Genomic DNA, 16672 nt, shown 5'->3' with positions numbered 1-16672 from the left:
CGGCGCTGGACACGCTGATCACGGCTTCCCGTGGGTGTGGCTCACGGGCGTGGGCGGGATGGCCGAAGCCGCGGGGGCGGGGCCGGGCGAGGGCCGATGACTTTCTCCATGATCGGCAGTCGTAGATCATGATTGGTGCACCGCGGCCATGAGTGTGGTGGAAGCGTGCGCCGACCGGATCCACCGAGAACCAGACACGAGATACCGAGGAACCCCAGATGCGTACGTTGATCAGCACCGCGTTCATCTCTCTCGACGGCGTCGTGGAGGGCCCGGGTGGCGAGCCCGGTTACCGGAACTCGGGGTGGACGTTCAAGGATGTCGATTTCCTTCCCGAGGCGTTCGAGATCAAGGGCCGGGAGCAGAAGGAAGCCACCGCGATGCTGCTGGGCCGCGTCAGCTACGAGGCGTTCAGCGCGGTGTGGCCCGACATGGAGGACTTCGCCGACTACAAGGACATGCCGAAGTACGTCGTCTCCACCACCCTCGCCGAGGACGACCTGGTGCCGAACTGGGGCGAGACGACGATCCTCCGCTCGCTCGACGAGGTCGCCGCCCTGAAGGAGACCGAGGGCGGTCCGATCATCGTGCACGGCAGTGCCTCCCTGAACCGGGCGCTGTCGGACGCCGGTCTGATCGACCGCTACCACCTGCTCGTCTTCCCGCTCCTCCTCGGCGCGGGCAAGCGCCTCTTCAGCTCCACGGACAAGGACACCCAGAAGCTGAAGCTGGTCGAGCACACGGCATACGCCAACGGCCTGCAGAAGAACGTCTTCGACGTCGTCCACTGACAACGCCCCGCAGCCGTCCCGCCGTCCCGCCGTCGCGCCCGCGCGCGGCACCGGCGGCACCGGCGGCACCGGACGTGGCACTCGCCCGATGGACCTGCCCGGTGGGGTCCTGGATCACCGTACGGACCAGAGGGACCCGCGAGGTGCGGTCCGGGGCCAGGCAGGTGGTTCGGTCCCGAACTCGTTGCGCGAGTGCTGGTCGCGACCCGTCCGGGACAACCGGCGGCGTCATTGTCAGTGGCCCCGTGCATGATCGAGGCGTCAGTTCCGCCACGGGGAGGGGAAGGCGCCATGCGGATCACGAACCAGCAGGTAGCAGGGCACATGTTTCTGCGACAACTCTACGCGGACGGGTACTTCCCCGATCACGTCGTCGACAAGGGCAGGGAGATCCTGCTGCGGCTGTGCGAGCGGATCGAGGCTGAGCAGCCTCCGGATCTGGCGGCCGTCTATGCGCTCTCCCACGCCGCGACGGAGGAGTTCAACCTTCTGGAGGCGGAGTTCGAGGCAGCCGGGAGTGAGATCGAGACGGTTGCGCGGGAGGAGATCGCTGAGGACTTCTGGTTCGTCGCATCGGCCTACGGGTTCACGGGCGCGGACGTGGAGGAGCTGATCGCCACCCGGGACTGGTGAACGACGCCCCGAAGGCCGACGGCGGGGCAGAGCCATGCGTGGAGGGGCTGTGGTCAGCACGGTCGGGTCGCTCGCGTGGCCTCCCGAGCCCCAGCCCGAGCCGGGGTGCTCGGTCGCTTCGGGCACGGTCCCGACCACGGTGAGCGCCACGCGGCCCTGCAGCGCTCACGAGGACGGGGGATTCTGTCCCTGCTCCGCCACGAGGTGGGTCTTGGTGGTAAGGCCGCGATGGGAGAGCCCGGGAACGGCGCTGTTCTCTTCCGGCGCCTTGATCACGGCTCGGGTGTCCCGGCCCGTCGATGAACTCCGGGGTACAGGGCCGGCCGGAGACCCTGGAACACCGGCCGGGACCGCCCGTCCTGCGAGGACCGGCAGGCCGGTCGTCGTGCCCAGTGTCACACGGTCCCCGGCTGCCGTGGACGCCCAGCCTCCGGCCTGCGGAATCCTGCTGAGAGAAAGTGACAGTCAGCAGTGTCGAATCCCGGATGTCGTCCAGAGCAGGTGGCTCGTAGGCTCTCGGTGAAGGGGAGGTGCAGTGGAGATCACGGTGCAGTGGGTGAAGACATCCTGGACGAAGCAGTCCCGGGGCGGGGAGGCCGCTGCCCGCAGAAACGCGGTGCCGGTGGGCTTCGTGTTGCCTCAGGCGTCCTCTGCCTCTGCCCACTTCGTCCAGATGTGCGAGCGCGACGGGTTCGAGCCGCGCGTGAGCCAGAGGGACCTCCGCGCGATCGGCGTCAGTCTGCGGGAGGAAGGTGACCGGCTCCGTGTGCTCGCTCGTGTGGAGCCGCTGTTCGGGCTGCCGCCTCGGCCGCGCAGGCCGCCGGCGGTTCGACTGCTTCCGGGGCAGTGGGTCCGGTGGCAGCTGAACTACCGGTTCTCCAGTGCCATGGGCATCCGCGGCTGGTCGTACTGGCTCGACACGTTCAACATCGGCTATGGACCCGTCGAGCGGAATGTCTTCCTCTCGGATCCGACCGTGATCGTCGATGAGCGCGGTCCGGTTCGGTAGAGCAGGTGGGGATGATCGGCTGCCCATCGTCCCCTTGGGGCACGGGTTGAGTCGAGGCGAGGCAGGCGTGGGCCCGCCGGCTGCCGGGTCCGCTGCTTGACGCCGGGCATGGGAGACCGAGAAGGACGACGAGGACGGCCTGCCCGTGTACGCCGCACCCGTCGGGCGCCCCGCCCGCGTGTCGCTGCACCCTGATGCGCGTACGACATCGGGGAAGGCGCCCCCGCCCCGGCCCCGCCCGGCCCCGGCCAGTCCCGGCCAGGTGCGGGGCGGAACACGAGCGGGCGGCGACGGCTTTCGGACGCCGGATGTGCCCTGGCGGTCAGGCCGCCGAGAGCGCGTCCGAGGCCATCACCGGACACTCCCTAGGACACCAGCCCCTGCCCCTCCAGTTCGGTCAGCCGCACGGTGCACAGCCCCCCACGCTCGGCCTTCACCTCCGTCACCTTCAGCTGCGTGCCCGGCGCGAGGATGTACTCCTCCTCGCCCGTGAACGCGGAGTACCGCCGGATCCCCACCGCACGCGCCGGGGTCACCTCGAACAGGGTCCGCCTGCCACGGCTCCCGAGAAACGCCCGAGCCACGCTCAACTCGGACGTGCACGACGACACGCCCCACCACGCCACCGTCCGCCCCAGCGGATACTGGGACCGCAGATCCAACGCCACACCACGCCACAACGGCCGGGTCTGCGCAGGCAACGCCGTCACCGCCGAGAACAGCAAACGCAGATACGGCAGATACGGCACCAAACGCTCCCGGTCCGGAGAACGCAGCACGGCATTGATCTCTCGGTAGAAGGCCGACTCGCACGTGTACAGGTACAGCGCCGAGATCGCGTCGGCGGACAACCCCTCCCCGGACAGCCCACTCGCGTGCTCCGCCTCCGTCGCCTTGGCTTCCCCGAACCGGCTCGACCGCTCGATGTGCCGGTCCAGCTGCGCGAGCACCTGTGTCACCGGCTCGACGGCCTTCCGGAAATCCATCAGCGGGGTGTCGAACACCCCGGTGACCGGCGGCAGGACGAGCCCCTCGTCCTTGGCGCTCGTGAGCCGCTCCAGGTACAGCTGGTGCAGCTCCATCGTGGACGTGATGAACGCCCCCATCCGCTTCGCGACACCATCACCGTCCGGCCCGCCGGCCTCTGCCGTCCTCTGGTCCCAGCCCTTCCGGGGCAACCAGTCGACCGGCTCGGTCCCCACCGCTGCCAGGGCATCGTTCACCTGGGCGAAGTGGTCCCCCTCGCAGAAGATGTCCCCCTGCGCCGCCGGATTCGCGTGGTCCAGATGCCGGACCTCGACTCCTGGATACTTCTTCTCCAGCCGCTGGACGGCCCTCTTCAGACTACGGGCGTGCGCGCCCCACCAGGCGAACACCACACCCCGGTCCTCCCCCTCGGCATCCTGCTTCGCGCGAAGGATCTCCTCGACGACCTGCTCGGCCACGGGCCGCCAGAACGACGTGTGCCGATCGGTCGGCATCGCCCCGTCCGCACTCGCCGTGAGGGAGGCGTTCAGCAGCAGCACACCTTGAGTGAGCATCGCCTGGAACCACTCCGGCGGCTGTACCGTGTCCTCCTTCTTCAACAAGGCCCGGACCTCGGCGATCGGCGTCTTCTTCGGAATCCCGTACTTCCACATCGCGGCCGCCTTGATGATGCAGCGCATGCTGACCACCCGACCGAACTGGCTGTCCTTCCAGTCGCCGAAGGTGTTGTCGAACATCGCGATGCCGGTCGCGCTCTCCGGCCGCGGATACGGGTTCTGGCCGAAGGCGACCACCTTCCACTTCTGCGGCGGATGCGGCTTCAACGCCTGGAACGTCAACTCGCGCACCGGGACCACCTCGGCACTGCGCTTCGGACCGATGAAGTCGGCGGCCGAGGGCTGTGCCTCGATGACGGGCCCCAGCAGCGGCAACCACGGCTCGCCACCACCGGTGAACAGTTCGGCCAGCCCCAGCGGGTCCCCGGCCGGGGTACCCGTCCCGCCCGCGGCCGGAACGTCGACATCGTTCGCGAGGGCCGAACCCGCAGCGCCCGAAGCGGAAGCCCCCGCGGGGTCACTGGCAGCCTGAAGGGGGTCGACGGGGGAAGCGCCGGCATCCCCGGCCTGCCCGGTGCCGGCCTGCGGAACGTCCGTTCCAGTGACGGACGGAGGCAGTTGTTCCGGCACGCTGATCCGCACTCGCCGCACGGCCCCCGCGCCCTCGATGTCGTCGAGCTGCCCCAACACCGCGGCCCGCAGTTCGTCGTAGTCCGCGAACCCGTGGTCCTGGAACAGGGTGTAGCCGGTCCACATCAGGTTGGCGCACACCCCCGCGGGCACCCGCCCTGTCTGCGCACCCAGCCCGACGAGCGCAACCGACCGGATACTGCCGGGCTGCTCCCGGTTCTGCAGATGCACCGCCTGAAACGCGGCCGCGCACGCCAGCGCCACGTTCATGGTCTCGCTGATGTTCTGCGAGGACTGCCGCATGGTCGGGGTCGAGATCAGGTACCGCGGCACGACCGCCCCCGACGGGACACACACCGCGCTGCCCACCGGCAGGCCACCGCCGAACCGATCGCGTATCGCCCGCTGGACCCGCACCTGGATTCCGGCACCGAGATGCCGCTTGACGACGGCGTCGACCCCGCCGTCCATCCGGCCCCGCGCGTTGGTGGGGGACACCCAGGCGTCGACGTCCACATCGAGGATGGAGCCCCGCTGGATCTCGACCTCGGGCGTATCCGCGAACGCGGACCGCCAGGCCGCCACCACCTCGGCGTTGACATCGACCAGAACGACTCTCAACGCACGCTCGACACCCACGAAACCACCCCTCTCGCGCACACTCTCTCGAACGTTCCTGAAGCTACAGCGGCCCACTGACAACGCCGGTGTTCCGCCCCTTCGCTGCCGCCGGGTGTGGTCGCCGAACGGTTCATGGGGGGCCGGGGCGCGGTTGAAGGATGGAGCCGGGCCAGGCCGTCGAGCGCCGTGAGACCGGGGCACGGGGCGGCCCCCACGCGCCCCGGCGGCCGGCATCGCTGCCGGGGCGGGCCTCCTGGTTCCTCCTCCGTGGTGCCGCGCTCAGGCGAACAGCTCGGCGAGCAGTTCGGGACCGACGGCGATGGAGGCGGGGCGGTAGGCGGGTGGTTGCGTGCCCATCAGTTCGCGCACCAGGAAGTCCCAGCAGCGCTTGCGGACATAGGCCAGGCAGTCGATGAACGTGTGCTCGGCCCCGGGCACGATGAGCAGCTCGAAGTCCTTGTCGGCGGCGATGAGCCGGTCGGCCAGCCGCAGCGTGTGGTCCGGGTGGACCTGGTCGTCCATCTCGCCGTGGACGAGCAGCAGCTTGCCCGTCAACCGGTCCGCGAGGTCCACGTTGGAGGAACGGGCCCACGCCGTGGGATCGTCCGCGCCGTCGTAGGTCTCCACGAAGCCCGGGTTGAAGCAGCGGGCCTCGTGCGAGCCGGAGAGGGCGACTCCGGCCGTGTACACCTCGGGGAAGTCCAGCATCGCCCGCGCTGCGGCGAACCCGCCTCCGGAGTGGCCGAACGCGCCCACCCGGTCCAGGTCCATCCACCGCCGGGTCCGGGCCAGCTGCCGCAGTGCCGAGGCGTGGTCGGCCAGACAGCCCGCGTCGGCCAAGCGGCCGTAGGAGGCGTCATGGAAGGACTTGCTCCGCCCCGGGGTGCCTCGCCCGTCCACTGCCACCACCACGAAGCCAAGCGCTGCGAGGGGCTCCGCGTCGAGACCTGTGCCGCCGGGGTCGAAGCACGGGGCGACCCGGGTGACCTGCGGGCCGGGGTAGAGGGTGTCGACCACCGGATAGCGCCGGGCGGGATCGAATCCCCGCGGCCGGTACAGCACCCCGTAGATGTCCGTCACCCCGTCCGCCGCCTTGACGCGGAACCGTTCCGGCGGAGTCCAGCCGGTGGCGGTGAGCCTGCTGATGTCGGCGCGCTCCAGCTCGACCAGCACGCGCCCTGCCCAGTCACGGACGCGGGTCACCGGCGCGGTGTCGACGGTGGACGCGGAGTCGAGGAAGTACGCCTCGTCCTCCGGCATGCTGATGATGTGGTCAAGCTCGTCGTCGGTGACCTTCTCGAAGCCTGAGCCGTCCAGACCGACCCTGCACACCGTGCGCCGGTACGGATCCTCGTCGACCAGCCCGGAGGCGGTGAAGTACACCACCCGCTCGGTCTCGTCGACGCGCAGGATCTGCCGCACCGCCCACTGCCCGGAGGTGACCTGCCCGAGAAGCGCGCCGGTGCGCAGGTCGTACCGGTACAAGTGACCCCAGTCGTCCCGCTGCGAGTACCACAGAACCTCGTCGGCCAGCACCCGCACGATCGGCGGCTCGAACAGCCACTGGTTGGGCTCCACCCGGGTGGCCCCGGTCTCGGTGAGCACGGCAGTCACCTCGCCGGTGGCCGCCTCCATCCGGTTGAGGGTGAGGGTGCGCTGGTCGCGGGGCCGGCTGAGGTAGTACACCGCCGAGCCGTCCTGCGCCCACCACGCCCACTTGGCCGTGATCGGCGACAGCTGCGACATGAGCAGCGGCTCGTCCTGTGCGCGGACAGCCGTGCCCTCGACGACATCCAGGACGACGAGTCCGGCCTGCGGTATGTTCTCGTCCCCGGGATGGGCGTACCGCTGGGAGTGCGTGACGGGTGCGCCGCCGTCGGCGGGCCTGGCCTCCACGAGGTGGGTCCGGCGGACGCCCCGCTCATCGGTCCGGTGCGTCAGCACCTTCGTCGAATCGGGCGACCAGGCCACCGCGGGCGGCAGGTGCGGCAGGCCGATCTTGCGCAGCAGGGTGGGGTTGCCCGTGCTGTGCGGGCCGGTGCCGTACTGGTGGTCGGGTTCGCCGTCGGTGGTCAGGGCCCACTCGTGCCCGTCGGACAGCGAACGAGCCCACAGGTCGTGCCCCCGCCGGTACACCGCGGTCCTCCCGTCGGGCGACAGCACCTCCAGCGGGTTGCCCGGTGGTGTGAACTCGGCCCGCTCACAGGTGTAGCCGTCCAGGCGGCAGCGCCAGTGCTCGCCGAACGCGTCGAACTCCACGGCGTTCTCCGCCAGTTCGACGGCCATGAACGGCAAGGCCTCGGGATCCACCTGCTGCCCGGACGCGATGGCCAGAGCCTCGGCGAGCCGGTTGTGGTCGAAGGCCGGCTCGCGGGTGCCCGCCGCCGGGTCGACCAGCACGAACCGCCTGCCGGCTCCGTTGCTCACCGCGTACCAGAATCGGGCGCCCCCGTCGGTCCACTGCGGTCTGACTCTGTCACCGATCACGAGTTCGCCGGGGCGGGCGGGTCGGCGCAGGAGCTGCTCCGCGGCTTGGTAGTCCTGGGTGGTGCTCATACTCTTCGTCCGTCCTCGGTGGGGGTCTTCGGTGCGGGTCTTCGGCATGGTGGTGTGATGCCGCGGTGGCGGCATCAGGGCAACGGGTGTTGCGTCACGGCGGGTTTACTTGACGATGCTCCGTCAGAGGCTGTGGGCGGTGATGTCGCCGTGGGCGGTGGTCGCGCGGATGTCCAGGTCGGCGGCGCCGTCGGTGTTCCTGAGCGCGTTGTGGACGCGGCCGTAGGAGGTGCCGGCGTCCAGGCAGGCTGAGGCTCCGCGGGTGGCGCCGACCCGGATGTCGCCGTGCTCGGTGCGCAGGGTGAGGGTGCCGCGCACGGCCTCGGCGATGTGGAGGTCGCCCTTCAGGGTGCTGATCTCGGCGGTGCCGCCCAGGCGGCCGACCGTGATGTCACCGGCGAGGAGGGTAAGGCGGGCGCCCGCGGTCTCGTCGAGCCTGACCGTGGCCTGCGCGCCCTCGAAAGCCACGTCGCCGAGCCGCCCGACGCCCCGGAACCCGGCGCTGGCCGTCTTCGCCTCGACGTGGGAGCCGGCGGGCAACTGGATGGTCACCTCGACGGATCCGCAGGCGCCGAGGATCCGGTTCTGCGCCGGCGGGGCTTCGACCCGCTGGACGCCACCGTCGTATGTGACCGTGGTCTGCTCGGCCGCCTCGACGTCCCGGCTCTTGGAGGCGTCGGAGGGCCGTACCTCGACCGTGGTGCCGGCGCGGTCGGCGCCGACGCAGCGGATGCGTCCGGCGGGGATGTCGAGGACGGCCGAGACCGAGGCGGGGGTGTCGAACTTCTGCATGGTTTCTCTCCTGCGACTCGTTGTTTCCGACACTGGAAACGCTACGTTGCATTCACTAAATCGGCAACATATGTGTTGCGTATGGCTTGGATTAATGCAGGTCAGAGCATGAATTTCATTGCAATGGATCAGATTTTAATGCAACGAATCCGTCGCGTGTGTTGCAATGTTGGGTGCGTGAACGCTACGGCGGAGGCGCCTCGGGCCTCGGAGGGGAGCCCCGGTGCCGGGAGGCACGCTCACCCGGCGGAGGAGCCGGCGCGTCGGGCTGAGACCCGGCCGAGGGGCTCGCCAGTGCGGAGCTCACCGGGCACGTCGACCGTCCGACCTCGATGATCACCCCGCCCGTCGCCGCGCCACCGACCAGGTACGCATGGCGCGTCCTTCTCGTGCCGGGGGCCTGTGCACCGGTGAGCCGGCGGCGGTGCGGCGCGCAGGTGACGTCCTCCTGACCCGCTCCCGGCGGCAGGGCCGACGGGAGACCGTGGCATGTGCGGGCAGCGGGGCCGGAGCGGCAAGGACCGAGACCGGCGCCCGTGGCCCCGGGAACCGCTGGTGAGGTTTGACGGCTTCCGTCCGCCGCGCTGCGTCATCCGGCCGTCCCGGCTACTGTCGGCTGCGAGGCACCGGACGTCCGCAGGGGCGCCGTCCGACCTGGAGGTCGTCATGCCCGAGCTCTTCATCGGTGGGGACTGGACCGCCGCGGCCGAGGGAGGGACGCGGGAGATCCGCTGCCCCGCCGACGGATCGCTCGTGGCGACGGTCGACGAAGCGGGGGCCAAGGACGCCGCCGCAGCGATCGCCTCGGCCCGCGAAGCCTTCGATCGCGGCCCCTGGCCCCGCACCCCGGCCACCGAGCGTGGCGCCCTGCTCCTGCGCACGGCCGATCTGCTGGAGCGCGACAAGGAGGACTTCGCCCGCGCCGAATCCCTCGACACGGGAAAACGGCTCGTGGAGAGCCGCTACGACATGGACGACATCGCCAACTGCTTTCGCTACTTCGGCAACCTGGTCGCGGCGGGCGGTGGCGACCGCGTCGTGGACACCGGGGACCCGGGCGTCGACAGCAGGGTGGCCCACGAGCCGGTAGGCGTGTGCGCGCTGATCACGCCGTGGAACTACCCGCTGCTGCAGACCGCCTGGAAGGTGGCGCCCGCGCTCGGCGCCGGGAACACGTTCGTACTCAAGCCCAGCGAGCTGACCCCGCACACGGCCGTCATGCTGATGCGGCTGCTCACCGAGGCCGGTCTGCCCGCGGGCGCGGCCAACCTGCTGCTCGGGGCCGGCCCCGCCGCCGGTGCTCCGCTCACCGAGGACCCGCGGGTGGATCTCGTCTCCTTCACCGGCGGACTGGTCACCGGCCGGCGCATCATGGCGGCCGCTGCCCCGACCGTGAAGAAGGTCGCCCTGGAACTCGGCGGCAAGAACCCCAACATCGTCTTCGCCGACGCGGACTTCGAGGCGGCGGTCGATCACGCGCTCATGGCGGTCTTCCTGCACTCCGGACAGGTCTGCTCGGCCGGTGCCCGGCTGCTGGTCCAGGACACCCTGCACGACGCGTTCGTCGACGCCGTCGTCGAACAGGCGCAGCGCATCCCCCTCGGCGGCCCCTTCGACGAACACGCCCGCACCGGCCCGTTGATCTCCGCCGCCCACCGCGACAAGATCGAGGCGTATGTGGCCGCCGGGCTGGCCGAGGGGGCGGTACTGCGCTGCGGCGGCCGGCGCCCGGAGGAGCCGGAACTGCGGGGCGGCTTCTACTACCTGCCGACCGTCCTGGACGACTGCGACGCGGGGATGTCCGTCATCCGCGACGAGTCCTTCGGCCCGGTGCTCACCGTGGAGCGGTTCCACGACGAGGACGAGGCGGTGACGCTGGCCAACAGCACCGTATACGGGCTGGCGGGCGCGGTGTGGACCCAGGACACGGCCCGCGGTCACCGGGTCGCGTCGCGCGTGCGCGCCGGCACCATGTGGATCAACGACTTCCATCCGTACGTTCCCCAGGCCGAGTGGGGCGGCATGAAGCAGTCGGGGTTCGGCCGTGAACTGGGACCCGCCGGGCTGGCGGAGTACCAGGAGGCCAAGCACATCTGGCGCCGGCTCTCACCCGCCCCCCAGCGGTGGTTCGCATGAGCACGGGTGCGACAGGCCCCCAGGGACACGACGAGGTGCAGGGCGACGACTCGATCGCCGAGATGGGCTACCGGCCCGAACTGAAACGTACTCTCGGCAACTTCCACACGTTCGCCGCCGGCATCAGCTACATCTCGATCCTCACCGGCACCTTCCAGCTGTTCTACTTCGGTGTCACCTTCGGCGGACCGGCCTACTGGTGGTCGTGGCCCATGGTCTTCGCCGGCCAGCTGATGGTGGCGCTCTGCTTCTGCGAGCTCGCCGCCCGCTATCCGGTCGCCGGGTCGGTCTACAACTGGGCGAAGAAGATGGGCGGCCCGCACGTGGGCTGGCTGGGCGGCTGGATGATGACGACGGCCACCATGGTGACCCTGTCGGCCGTCGCGCTCGCCTATCAGATCACGCTTCCGCAGATCGACGCGTGGTTCCAGTTCGTCGGCGACGGCAGCACGCCGACCGACGTGGCCGCCAACGCCGTCCTGCTCGGCACCGTGCTGATCGTCTTCTCCACCCTGGTCAACGCGTTCGGCGTCCAGCTGATGGCCCGGATCAACTCGGCCGGGGTGTTCATCGAGCTGATCGCGGCGGTCGCCCTGATCATCTTCCTCGCTGCGCACATCACCCGCGGGCCGAGCACCGTGCTGACCGACACGTACGGCCTGGGGGCCGGCCACAGCCTCGGCTACTTCGGCGCGTTCCTCACCGCCTCACTCGCCTCGGCCTATGTGATGTACGGCTTCGACACCGCCTCCTCCCTGGGCGAGGAGTCCCACGACCCGAGCCGCAACGCCCCCCGGGCGATCCTGCGGGCACTGATCGCGTCCTTCGTGATCGGCGGGCTGATCCTGCTGTTCGCCCTGATGGCCGTGCCCGATCTCCAGGCGGAGGAACTGTCCACCGGCGGACTGCAGTACGTGGTGCTGGTGACCCTCGGCTCGACGATCGGGGACATCTTCCTGTGGTGCGTCGTCGTCGCCATCACGGTGTGCGTGCTGGCCGTGCACGCCGCCGGCATCCGGCTCATGTTCGCGATGGCCCGGGACAACAATCTGCCCGCCGGTTCGGTGCTGGCGAAGGTCAGCCCCCGCTTCAGGACGCCGGTGATCCCCGCGGTGCTGATCGGCGTGGTCGGCGTGGTCATCCTGCTCATCAACATCAACCAGCCGCAGATCTTCTCCGTGATCACCAGTATCGCGATCATCATGATCTACGTGGCGTATCTGATGGTCACGGTGCCGATGCTCCTCCAACGGCTGCGCGGCACCTGGCAGCCCCAGGAGGGCCGGTTCTCGCTCGGCCGGTTCGGGCTGCCCGTCAACATCCTCGCGGTGCTGTGGGGGGTGGCGATGTCGCTCAACCTGGCATGGCCGCGGGCCGAGGTCTACAACGCGACGGGCCCGCAGCACTGGTACCTGCGCTGGGGGGCGTTCCTGTTCATCGGCATCGTGGCCGTCGGCGGCTTCGCCTACTACTGGTTCGTGCAGCGCCACCGCACGGGCGTACTGGCGGAGCACCGGGCCGACGCCCCTTGACCCCGGCGCCACCGGCCCTCGCCCTGGGAGAGAACATGCCCGCACACATCTCGCCGCCGGAGTTCGACTACGTCGTCGTCGGCGGCGGAACGGCCGGAGCCGTCATCGCCGCACGTCTGACCGAGGATCCAGGCGTCAGCGTCTGCGTGATCGAGGCGGGACCCTCGGACGTCGGCGACGACAACATCCTCCGGCTCGACCGCTGGATGGCACTGCTCGAGTCCGGCTACGACTGGGACTACCTCGTCGAACCCCAGGAGAACGGCAACAGCTTCATGCGCCATGCCCGGGCGAAGGTCCTGGGCGGCTGTTCCTCCCACAACTCCTGCATCGCCTTCTGGGCGCCTGCCGAGGACCTCGACGAGTGGGCCGCACTGGGCTGCACCGGATGGAGCGCGGCCGAGTGCTTCCCCCTCTACCGCCGGCTGGAGAACAACGACGCCGCCGGTGACCACCACGGACGTTCCGGTCCGGTACGGCTGCGTACCGTGCCGCCCGACGACCCGTGCGGCAGAGCCCTGCTGGAGGCGTGCGCGGCGGCCGGGATCCCGACCACGCCTTTCAACACCGGCACCACCGTCGTCCGGGGCGCGCACTGGTTCCAGATCAACGCCCGTGAGGACGGCACGCGGTCGTCGGCCTCCGTGTCGTACCTCCATCCGATCCTGGGAAAGCGGTCCAACCTGGAGGTGAGGACCGGACTGCAGGCCAGGCGGCTGCTGTTCGGCGAGGACGGTCGCTGCTCCGGCGTCGAGTTCCTGCTGCCCGACACCGTGCACACCGGAGCGGTCGCCGCCCGGCGCGAGGTGATCGTCTGCTGCGGGGCCATCGACTCGCCGAAGCTGCTGATGCTGTCCGGGATCGGCCCCGCGGAACACCTGCGCGAGGTGGGCGTCGACATCCGGGTCGATTCCCCCGGTGTCGGATCCCACCTCCAGGACCACCCGGAGGGGGTGATCATGTGGGAGGCTCGGCAACCCATGGTCACCACCTCCACCCAGTGGTGGGAGATCGGCATCTTCGTCGATACCGAGCAGGGCCTCGACCGGCCCGACCTGATGTACCACTACGGCTCGGTGCCCTTCGATCTGAACACCTACCGGCGCGGCTATCCCACGTCCGACAACGCCTTCTGCCTCACCCCCAACGTCACCAGGGCCCGCTCCACCGGCACCGTCCGGCTGCGCACCCGCGACTTCCGGGACAAACCGAAGGTCGATCCGCGCTACTTCACCCACGATCACGACATCCGGGTGATGACGCACGGCCTGCGCCTGGCCCGCGAGATCGTCTCCCAGTCGCCGATGGCCCAATGGGCCGGCACGGAACTGGCCCCCGGCGCCGGAACCGAGAGCGACGAGGAACTCTTCGCCTACATCCGCGAGACGCACAACACCGTCTACCATCCGGCCGGCACCGTGCGGATGGGCCCCGGCCACGACGCCGACTCCCCGCTCGACGCCCGGCTGCGGGTCAAGGGCGTCCCCGGTCTCCGGGTGGCCGACGCGTCGGTGATGCCGTTCCTCCCGGCCGTGAACCCCTGCATCACCACGATGATGATCGGAGAGAAGTGCGCCGACATGATCAAGGCGGGATGATCTGAGAACCACGCGCGCGGACCGCCCTCCTCGGGCGCCGGCGAGCCGGTCCTCTCTCCGCCGGATGGCCGGCCGCACGGCCGGCAGCCTTCCGGAACCCGCTGGAGCCCACGTGTGGTCTCCGCCGACGCCCCACACGGGAACACGCTCGTCGCCGCCCGGCTCAGCTCGCCGTCGTTCGGCGCACGGACACCGCCGGAGGGCGTTCGCGCAGGGCGCCGTAGGCCAGGAAGTACGCCGGCACCCTGTTCAGCCAGCGTGAGGTGCCGATCCGCTCGGCCAGCCGCCTGGCGCGCTCGGGGTCGCCGAGGGGAGGCCGGCCGAGCAGTACCGGCGCGATGACGCGGGCGTGCGCGAAGCGCTGGAGGCCCTGGGTGGCCGCCGTGGTCGGCCGGCGGCGTCGCTGCACGCGTCGTACGGCAGCCGCCAGACCGGTCGCGTCGTCCGTCAGCGGCCCGACGAGGTGGCGGGCGGCTGCCACGGCGTCCTGGACGGCGAGGTTGATGCCGATGCCGAAGACCGGCGACATGGCGTGTGCCGCGTCGCCGATGCACAACAACCCCGGCCGGTGCCAGCGCCGGAGCCGGTCGAGCCGTACGTCGAGCAGTTTCACCTCGTCCCACGACACGAGGGTGGGCATCCGGTCCGCGACCCACGGGACGGCGGCTCCGTACGCTTCCCTGAACCGGTCGAGACCGGCCGCGCGGAGCCGTGCGTCGCTGCCCTTGGGGATCAGCGCTGCGCATTGCCAGTAGTCCCCACGGTCGATCATGGCGCTGAGGAACCGGTCGCCGACGCCTCCCACGAGCCCGTGCGGGTCTCCCTCACGCCGCGGCAGCCGGAACCACCAGGCGTCCATCGGGCAGCGGAACCTCCGCAGCTCCAGGCCGGGCAGCGAGCGGGCCAGTGAGCCCCGGCCGTCACAGGCCACCGTGAGAGTGGCCCGCAGCTCGCCGGTGCGTCCGTCGGACGTACGGTAGGCCACCCCGCTGACACGTCCTCGTTCCACGAGGAAGGAGGTCGCCTCGGTGTTCATGCGCAGGGAGAAGGCCGCTTCACGTCCTGCCTCGTCGGCGAGGAGGTCAAGGAGGTCCCACTGCGGCACCAGTGCGATGTAGTTGTACCGGCCCCGCAGCGCGCCGATGTTTCCCACGGTCAGCAGCGAGCGGTCGGGGCCGAGGGGCAGCTGGATCGTCGTGACCCGACGCTGCGGCAGCCGGGCGAACCGCTCACCGAGGCCGAGCTCCTCCAGCAGTGCGAGGGTGGTCGGATGCACGGTGTCGCCCCGGAAGTCGCGCAGGAAGTCGCCGTGCTTCTCCAGGACTGTCACCTCCACTCCGGCCCGGGCCAGGAGCAGGGCGAGGATCATTCCCGCGGGGCCGCCGCCCACGACACAGCACGTGGTGCGCTCCCTCGCCTCCACGGGGTTCTCCAGGATCATCACGCTCCTCCGTCCCTCGGCCGTACGCAACAGTCACACTCGGGCGCATACCATCCAACAGTGGCAAACTCTCGCGCGTGATCGCCACACGTCACGTGAGGCACGATGAGTCAACAGCCGGTCCCTCTGCCCTGCACGGACCGGCTTTCGCGGCAGATTCCTTCCCGCTCCGCCGGCAGCTGCGCGCGAAGAGCCCGGTCCGGCGCGCCGTCATCGCGGGCGGTCCGCACGCCTGGCCGGTCACACGTTACGAGGACGGACTCGCCGCCCCGGCCCCGGACTCGTCCCGGCAGGCCGGGCCGAACTCGTCGCGGACTTCGCACTGCCCCTCCCGGTCACCGTGATCAGCGAACCGCTCGGTGTGCCGATGGACGACCGGTACGACTTCCACCGACGCGGTACGTACGCCGCGCCCGCCCGCACGCTCCGCCTTCACAGCGCAAGCACCAGGACGCCGTGCGTGGTGGGTTCCCCGGGCGCTGTCCGGGACGATCGGAGGACCATGCACGTGGGGACGGAACGGGCGGGTGGTTCCGGCGACGGCAGGACCGCTGGGGAAGCGTCCGCACGGGAGCGCCCGAAAGCGCTCCCGTTCCGCCGGAACGGCAGCCCCGTGGGTTCAGGCTGTGTGGTGGTCGGGGTCGCCCTTGGTGAGGTCGTAGACCTTGCCGTCCGCGTCATGCACGACCCACTGGTCGGGCCCGGCCGACCGGTTGGCGAGGATGTACCGCTGCTCCAGCGCGGGATCCAGAGGGTTGTCCAGGGAGATGTACTGGAAGGGATGGGCCTTGCCCGCTCGTTTGATGGCCTCGAAGGCGTCGGCGGGGGTGAGTCTGGGGCCTTCGACGGGCATGTTGCCCAGCCACGCGCCGTGTCCCTTCCGCGGTTCACCGACGGCGCCTCCGAGTTCGGCCTCGATGTAGGCCCCGAGGTCCGGCGCGGTCTCCACCGGCGATGGGGGCGTGCCGTAGATGAAGATCCAGTGGGTGAACCTCGACATGTCCTCCGTCGGACCGTCCGGCGCGTAGCCGAAGGCCGTCACCAGCCGCATGCCGGGGTAGACCGCGCGCGTCTTCTTCGTCGCCCTGCTGTACAGGTCCCGCCATGGATCGGAGCTTCCCGCCCGGGCAGGGCTGGTAGCGGTCTCGGTATCGACGTGTTGTGCCATGTGAACCTCCATCGCCTTTCGTGGTCATCGCCGAAGCGGCGCGAAGAGCGGAACCTCCCGTTCGACTCCTGGCCGTGGCAGCCACCCGCGTGGGCTGGTTGCACATCGGGGCTGACACGCGCCGGTGAAGCGCCTCTCCCGGGGATCCCAGCCTCCTTGGGCGCACCGTCGAAGGCTGGCCAGGTCATGGGCTTCGCGCCGCTCTCCTCGTATCGGTACCG

Annotated in this window: 11 protein-coding genes; 6 read left to right on the top strand and 5 right to left on the bottom strand. The window is 70.3% G+C overall.

Features of this window, described 5'->3' with window-relative positions:
* Nucleotides 1–218: 218 nt before the first annotated feature.
* The 3 genes from PUR26_RS11835 to PUR26_RS11825 all read left to right on the top strand — a co-directional run bounded on the left by PUR26_RS11835 (nucleotide 219) and on the right by PUR26_RS11825 (nucleotide 2433).
* Complete coding sequence (locus tag PUR26_RS11835; protein WP_329871857.1) at nucleotides 219–791, top strand: dihydrofolate reductase family protein; 573 nt, start codon at nucleotides 219–221, stop codon at nucleotides 789–791.
* 291 nt (nucleotides 792–1082) lie between these two features.
* Nucleotides 1083–1424: a DUF5713 family protein gene (locus PUR26_RS11830; RefSeq protein WP_329871855.1), complete on the top strand. Its 342-nt coding sequence runs from the start codon at nucleotides 1083–1085 to the stop codon at nucleotides 1422–1424.
* A 535-nt stretch (nucleotides 1425–1959) separates the two neighbouring features.
* The gene (locus tag PUR26_RS11825) at nucleotides 1960–2433 is read left to right on the top strand and encodes a hypothetical protein (protein ID WP_329871853.1); all 474 of its coding nucleotides are present in this window, start codon (nucleotides 1960–1962) and stop codon (nucleotides 2431–2433) included.
* 365 nt (nucleotides 2434–2798) lie between these two features.
* Here the strand turns inward: PUR26_RS11825 and PUR26_RS11820 are convergent, their stop codons facing one another.
* From PUR26_RS11820 to PUR26_RS11810, 3 genes are all read right to left on the bottom strand, one after another.
* The gene (locus PUR26_RS11820) at nucleotides 2799–5246 is read right to left on the bottom strand and encodes an ADP-ribosyltransferase domain-containing protein (RefSeq protein WP_329871851.1); all 2448 of its coding nucleotides are present in this window, start codon (nucleotides 5244–5246) and stop codon (nucleotides 2799–2801) included.
* Between the two features lie 261 nt (nucleotides 5247–5507).
* Nucleotides 5508–7784 carry a S9 family peptidase gene (locus tag PUR26_RS11815; protein ID WP_329871849.1) on the bottom strand — a complete coding sequence of 759 codons (2277 nt, stop codon included), beginning with the start codon at nucleotides 7782–7784 and terminating at the stop codon, nucleotides 5508–5510.
* A gap of 123 nt (nucleotides 7785–7907) precedes the next feature.
* On the bottom strand, nucleotides 7908–8576 hold the full coding sequence (locus tag PUR26_RS11810) for a DUF4097 family beta strand repeat-containing protein (protein WP_329871848.1): 669 nt from the start codon (nucleotides 8574–8576) through the stop codon (nucleotides 7908–7910).
* A 666-nt stretch (nucleotides 8577–9242) separates the two neighbouring features.
* Between PUR26_RS11810 and PUR26_RS11805 the strand changes: the two genes are divergently transcribed.
* The 3 genes from PUR26_RS11805 to PUR26_RS11795 are packed head-to-tail and all read left to right on the top strand — an operon-like array spanning nucleotide 9243 to nucleotide 13842.
* Nucleotides 9243–10712, top strand: coding sequence for an aldehyde dehydrogenase family protein (locus PUR26_RS11805; protein WP_329871847.1), 1470 nt, complete (start codon nucleotides 9243–9245; stop codon nucleotides 10710–10712).
* Nucleotides 10709–12244, top strand: coding sequence for an APC family permease (locus tag PUR26_RS11800; protein WP_329871845.1), 1536 nt, complete (start codon nucleotides 10709–10711; stop codon nucleotides 12242–12244). Before PUR26_RS11805 ends, PUR26_RS11800 begins: the two co-directional genes overlap by 4 nt.
* 35 nt (nucleotides 12245–12279) lie before the next feature.
* Complete coding sequence (locus PUR26_RS11795) at nucleotides 12280–13842, top strand: GMC family oxidoreductase (protein ID WP_329871843.1); 1563 nt, start codon at nucleotides 12280–12282, stop codon at nucleotides 13840–13842.
* 163 nt (nucleotides 13843–14005) lie between these two features.
* Here the strand turns inward: PUR26_RS11795 and PUR26_RS11790 are convergent, their stop codons facing one another.
* Nucleotides 14006–15283: an FAD-dependent oxidoreductase gene (locus PUR26_RS11790; protein WP_329871841.1), complete on the bottom strand. Its 1278-nt coding sequence runs from the start codon at nucleotides 15281–15283 to the stop codon at nucleotides 14006–14008.
* 619 nt (nucleotides 15284–15902) lie between these two features.
* Entirely contained in the window at nucleotides 15903–16451 is a 549-nt protein-coding gene (locus tag PUR26_RS11780; protein ID WP_329872023.1) for a hypothetical protein, read from the bottom strand.
* Between the last annotated feature and the right edge of the window lie 221 nt (nucleotides 16452–16672).

Source organism: Streptomyces sp. SP18CS02 (assembly GCF_036322365.1).
Taxonomy (GTDB): domain Bacteria; phylum Actinomycetota; class Actinomycetes; order Streptomycetales; family Streptomycetaceae; genus Streptomyces.
This window is presented reverse-complemented; position numbering and strand designations above follow the sequence as displayed.

Excerpts from the sequence above, each read along its gene's own strand:
- PUR26_RS11835 (WP_329871857.1), top strand. The coding sequence starts at position 219 with ATGCGTACGTTGATCAGCACCGCGTTCATCTCTCTCGACGGCGTCGTG.
- PUR26_RS11830 (WP_329871855.1), top strand. The coding sequence starts at position 1,083 with ATGCGGATCACGAACCAGCAGGTAGCAGGGCACATGTTTCTGCGACAA.
- PUR26_RS11815 (WP_329871849.1), bottom strand. The coding sequence starts at position 7,784 with ATGAGCACCACCCAGGACTACCAAGCCGCGGAGCAGCTCCTGCGCCGA.
- PUR26_RS11810 (WP_329871848.1), bottom strand. The coding sequence starts at position 8,576 with ATGCAGAAGTTCGACACCCCCGCCTCGGTCTCGGCCGTCCTCGACATC.
- PUR26_RS11805 (WP_329871847.1), top strand. The coding sequence starts at position 9,243 with ATGCCCGAGCTCTTCATCGGTGGGGACTGGACCGCCGCGGCCGAGGGA.
- PUR26_RS11800 (WP_329871845.1), top strand. The coding sequence starts at position 10,709 with ATGAGCACGGGTGCGACAGGCCCCCAGGGACACGACGAGGTGCAGGGC.
- PUR26_RS11795 (WP_329871843.1), top strand. The coding sequence starts at position 12,280 with ATGCCCGCACACATCTCGCCGCCGGAGTTCGACTACGTCGTCGTCGGC.
- PUR26_RS11790 (WP_329871841.1), bottom strand. The coding sequence starts at position 15,283 with ATGATCCTGGAGAACCCCGTGGAGGCGAGGGAGCGCACCACGTGCTGT.
- PUR26_RS11780 (WP_329872023.1), bottom strand. The coding sequence starts at position 16,451 with ATGGCACAACACGTCGATACCGAGACCGCTACCAGCCCTGCCCGGGCG.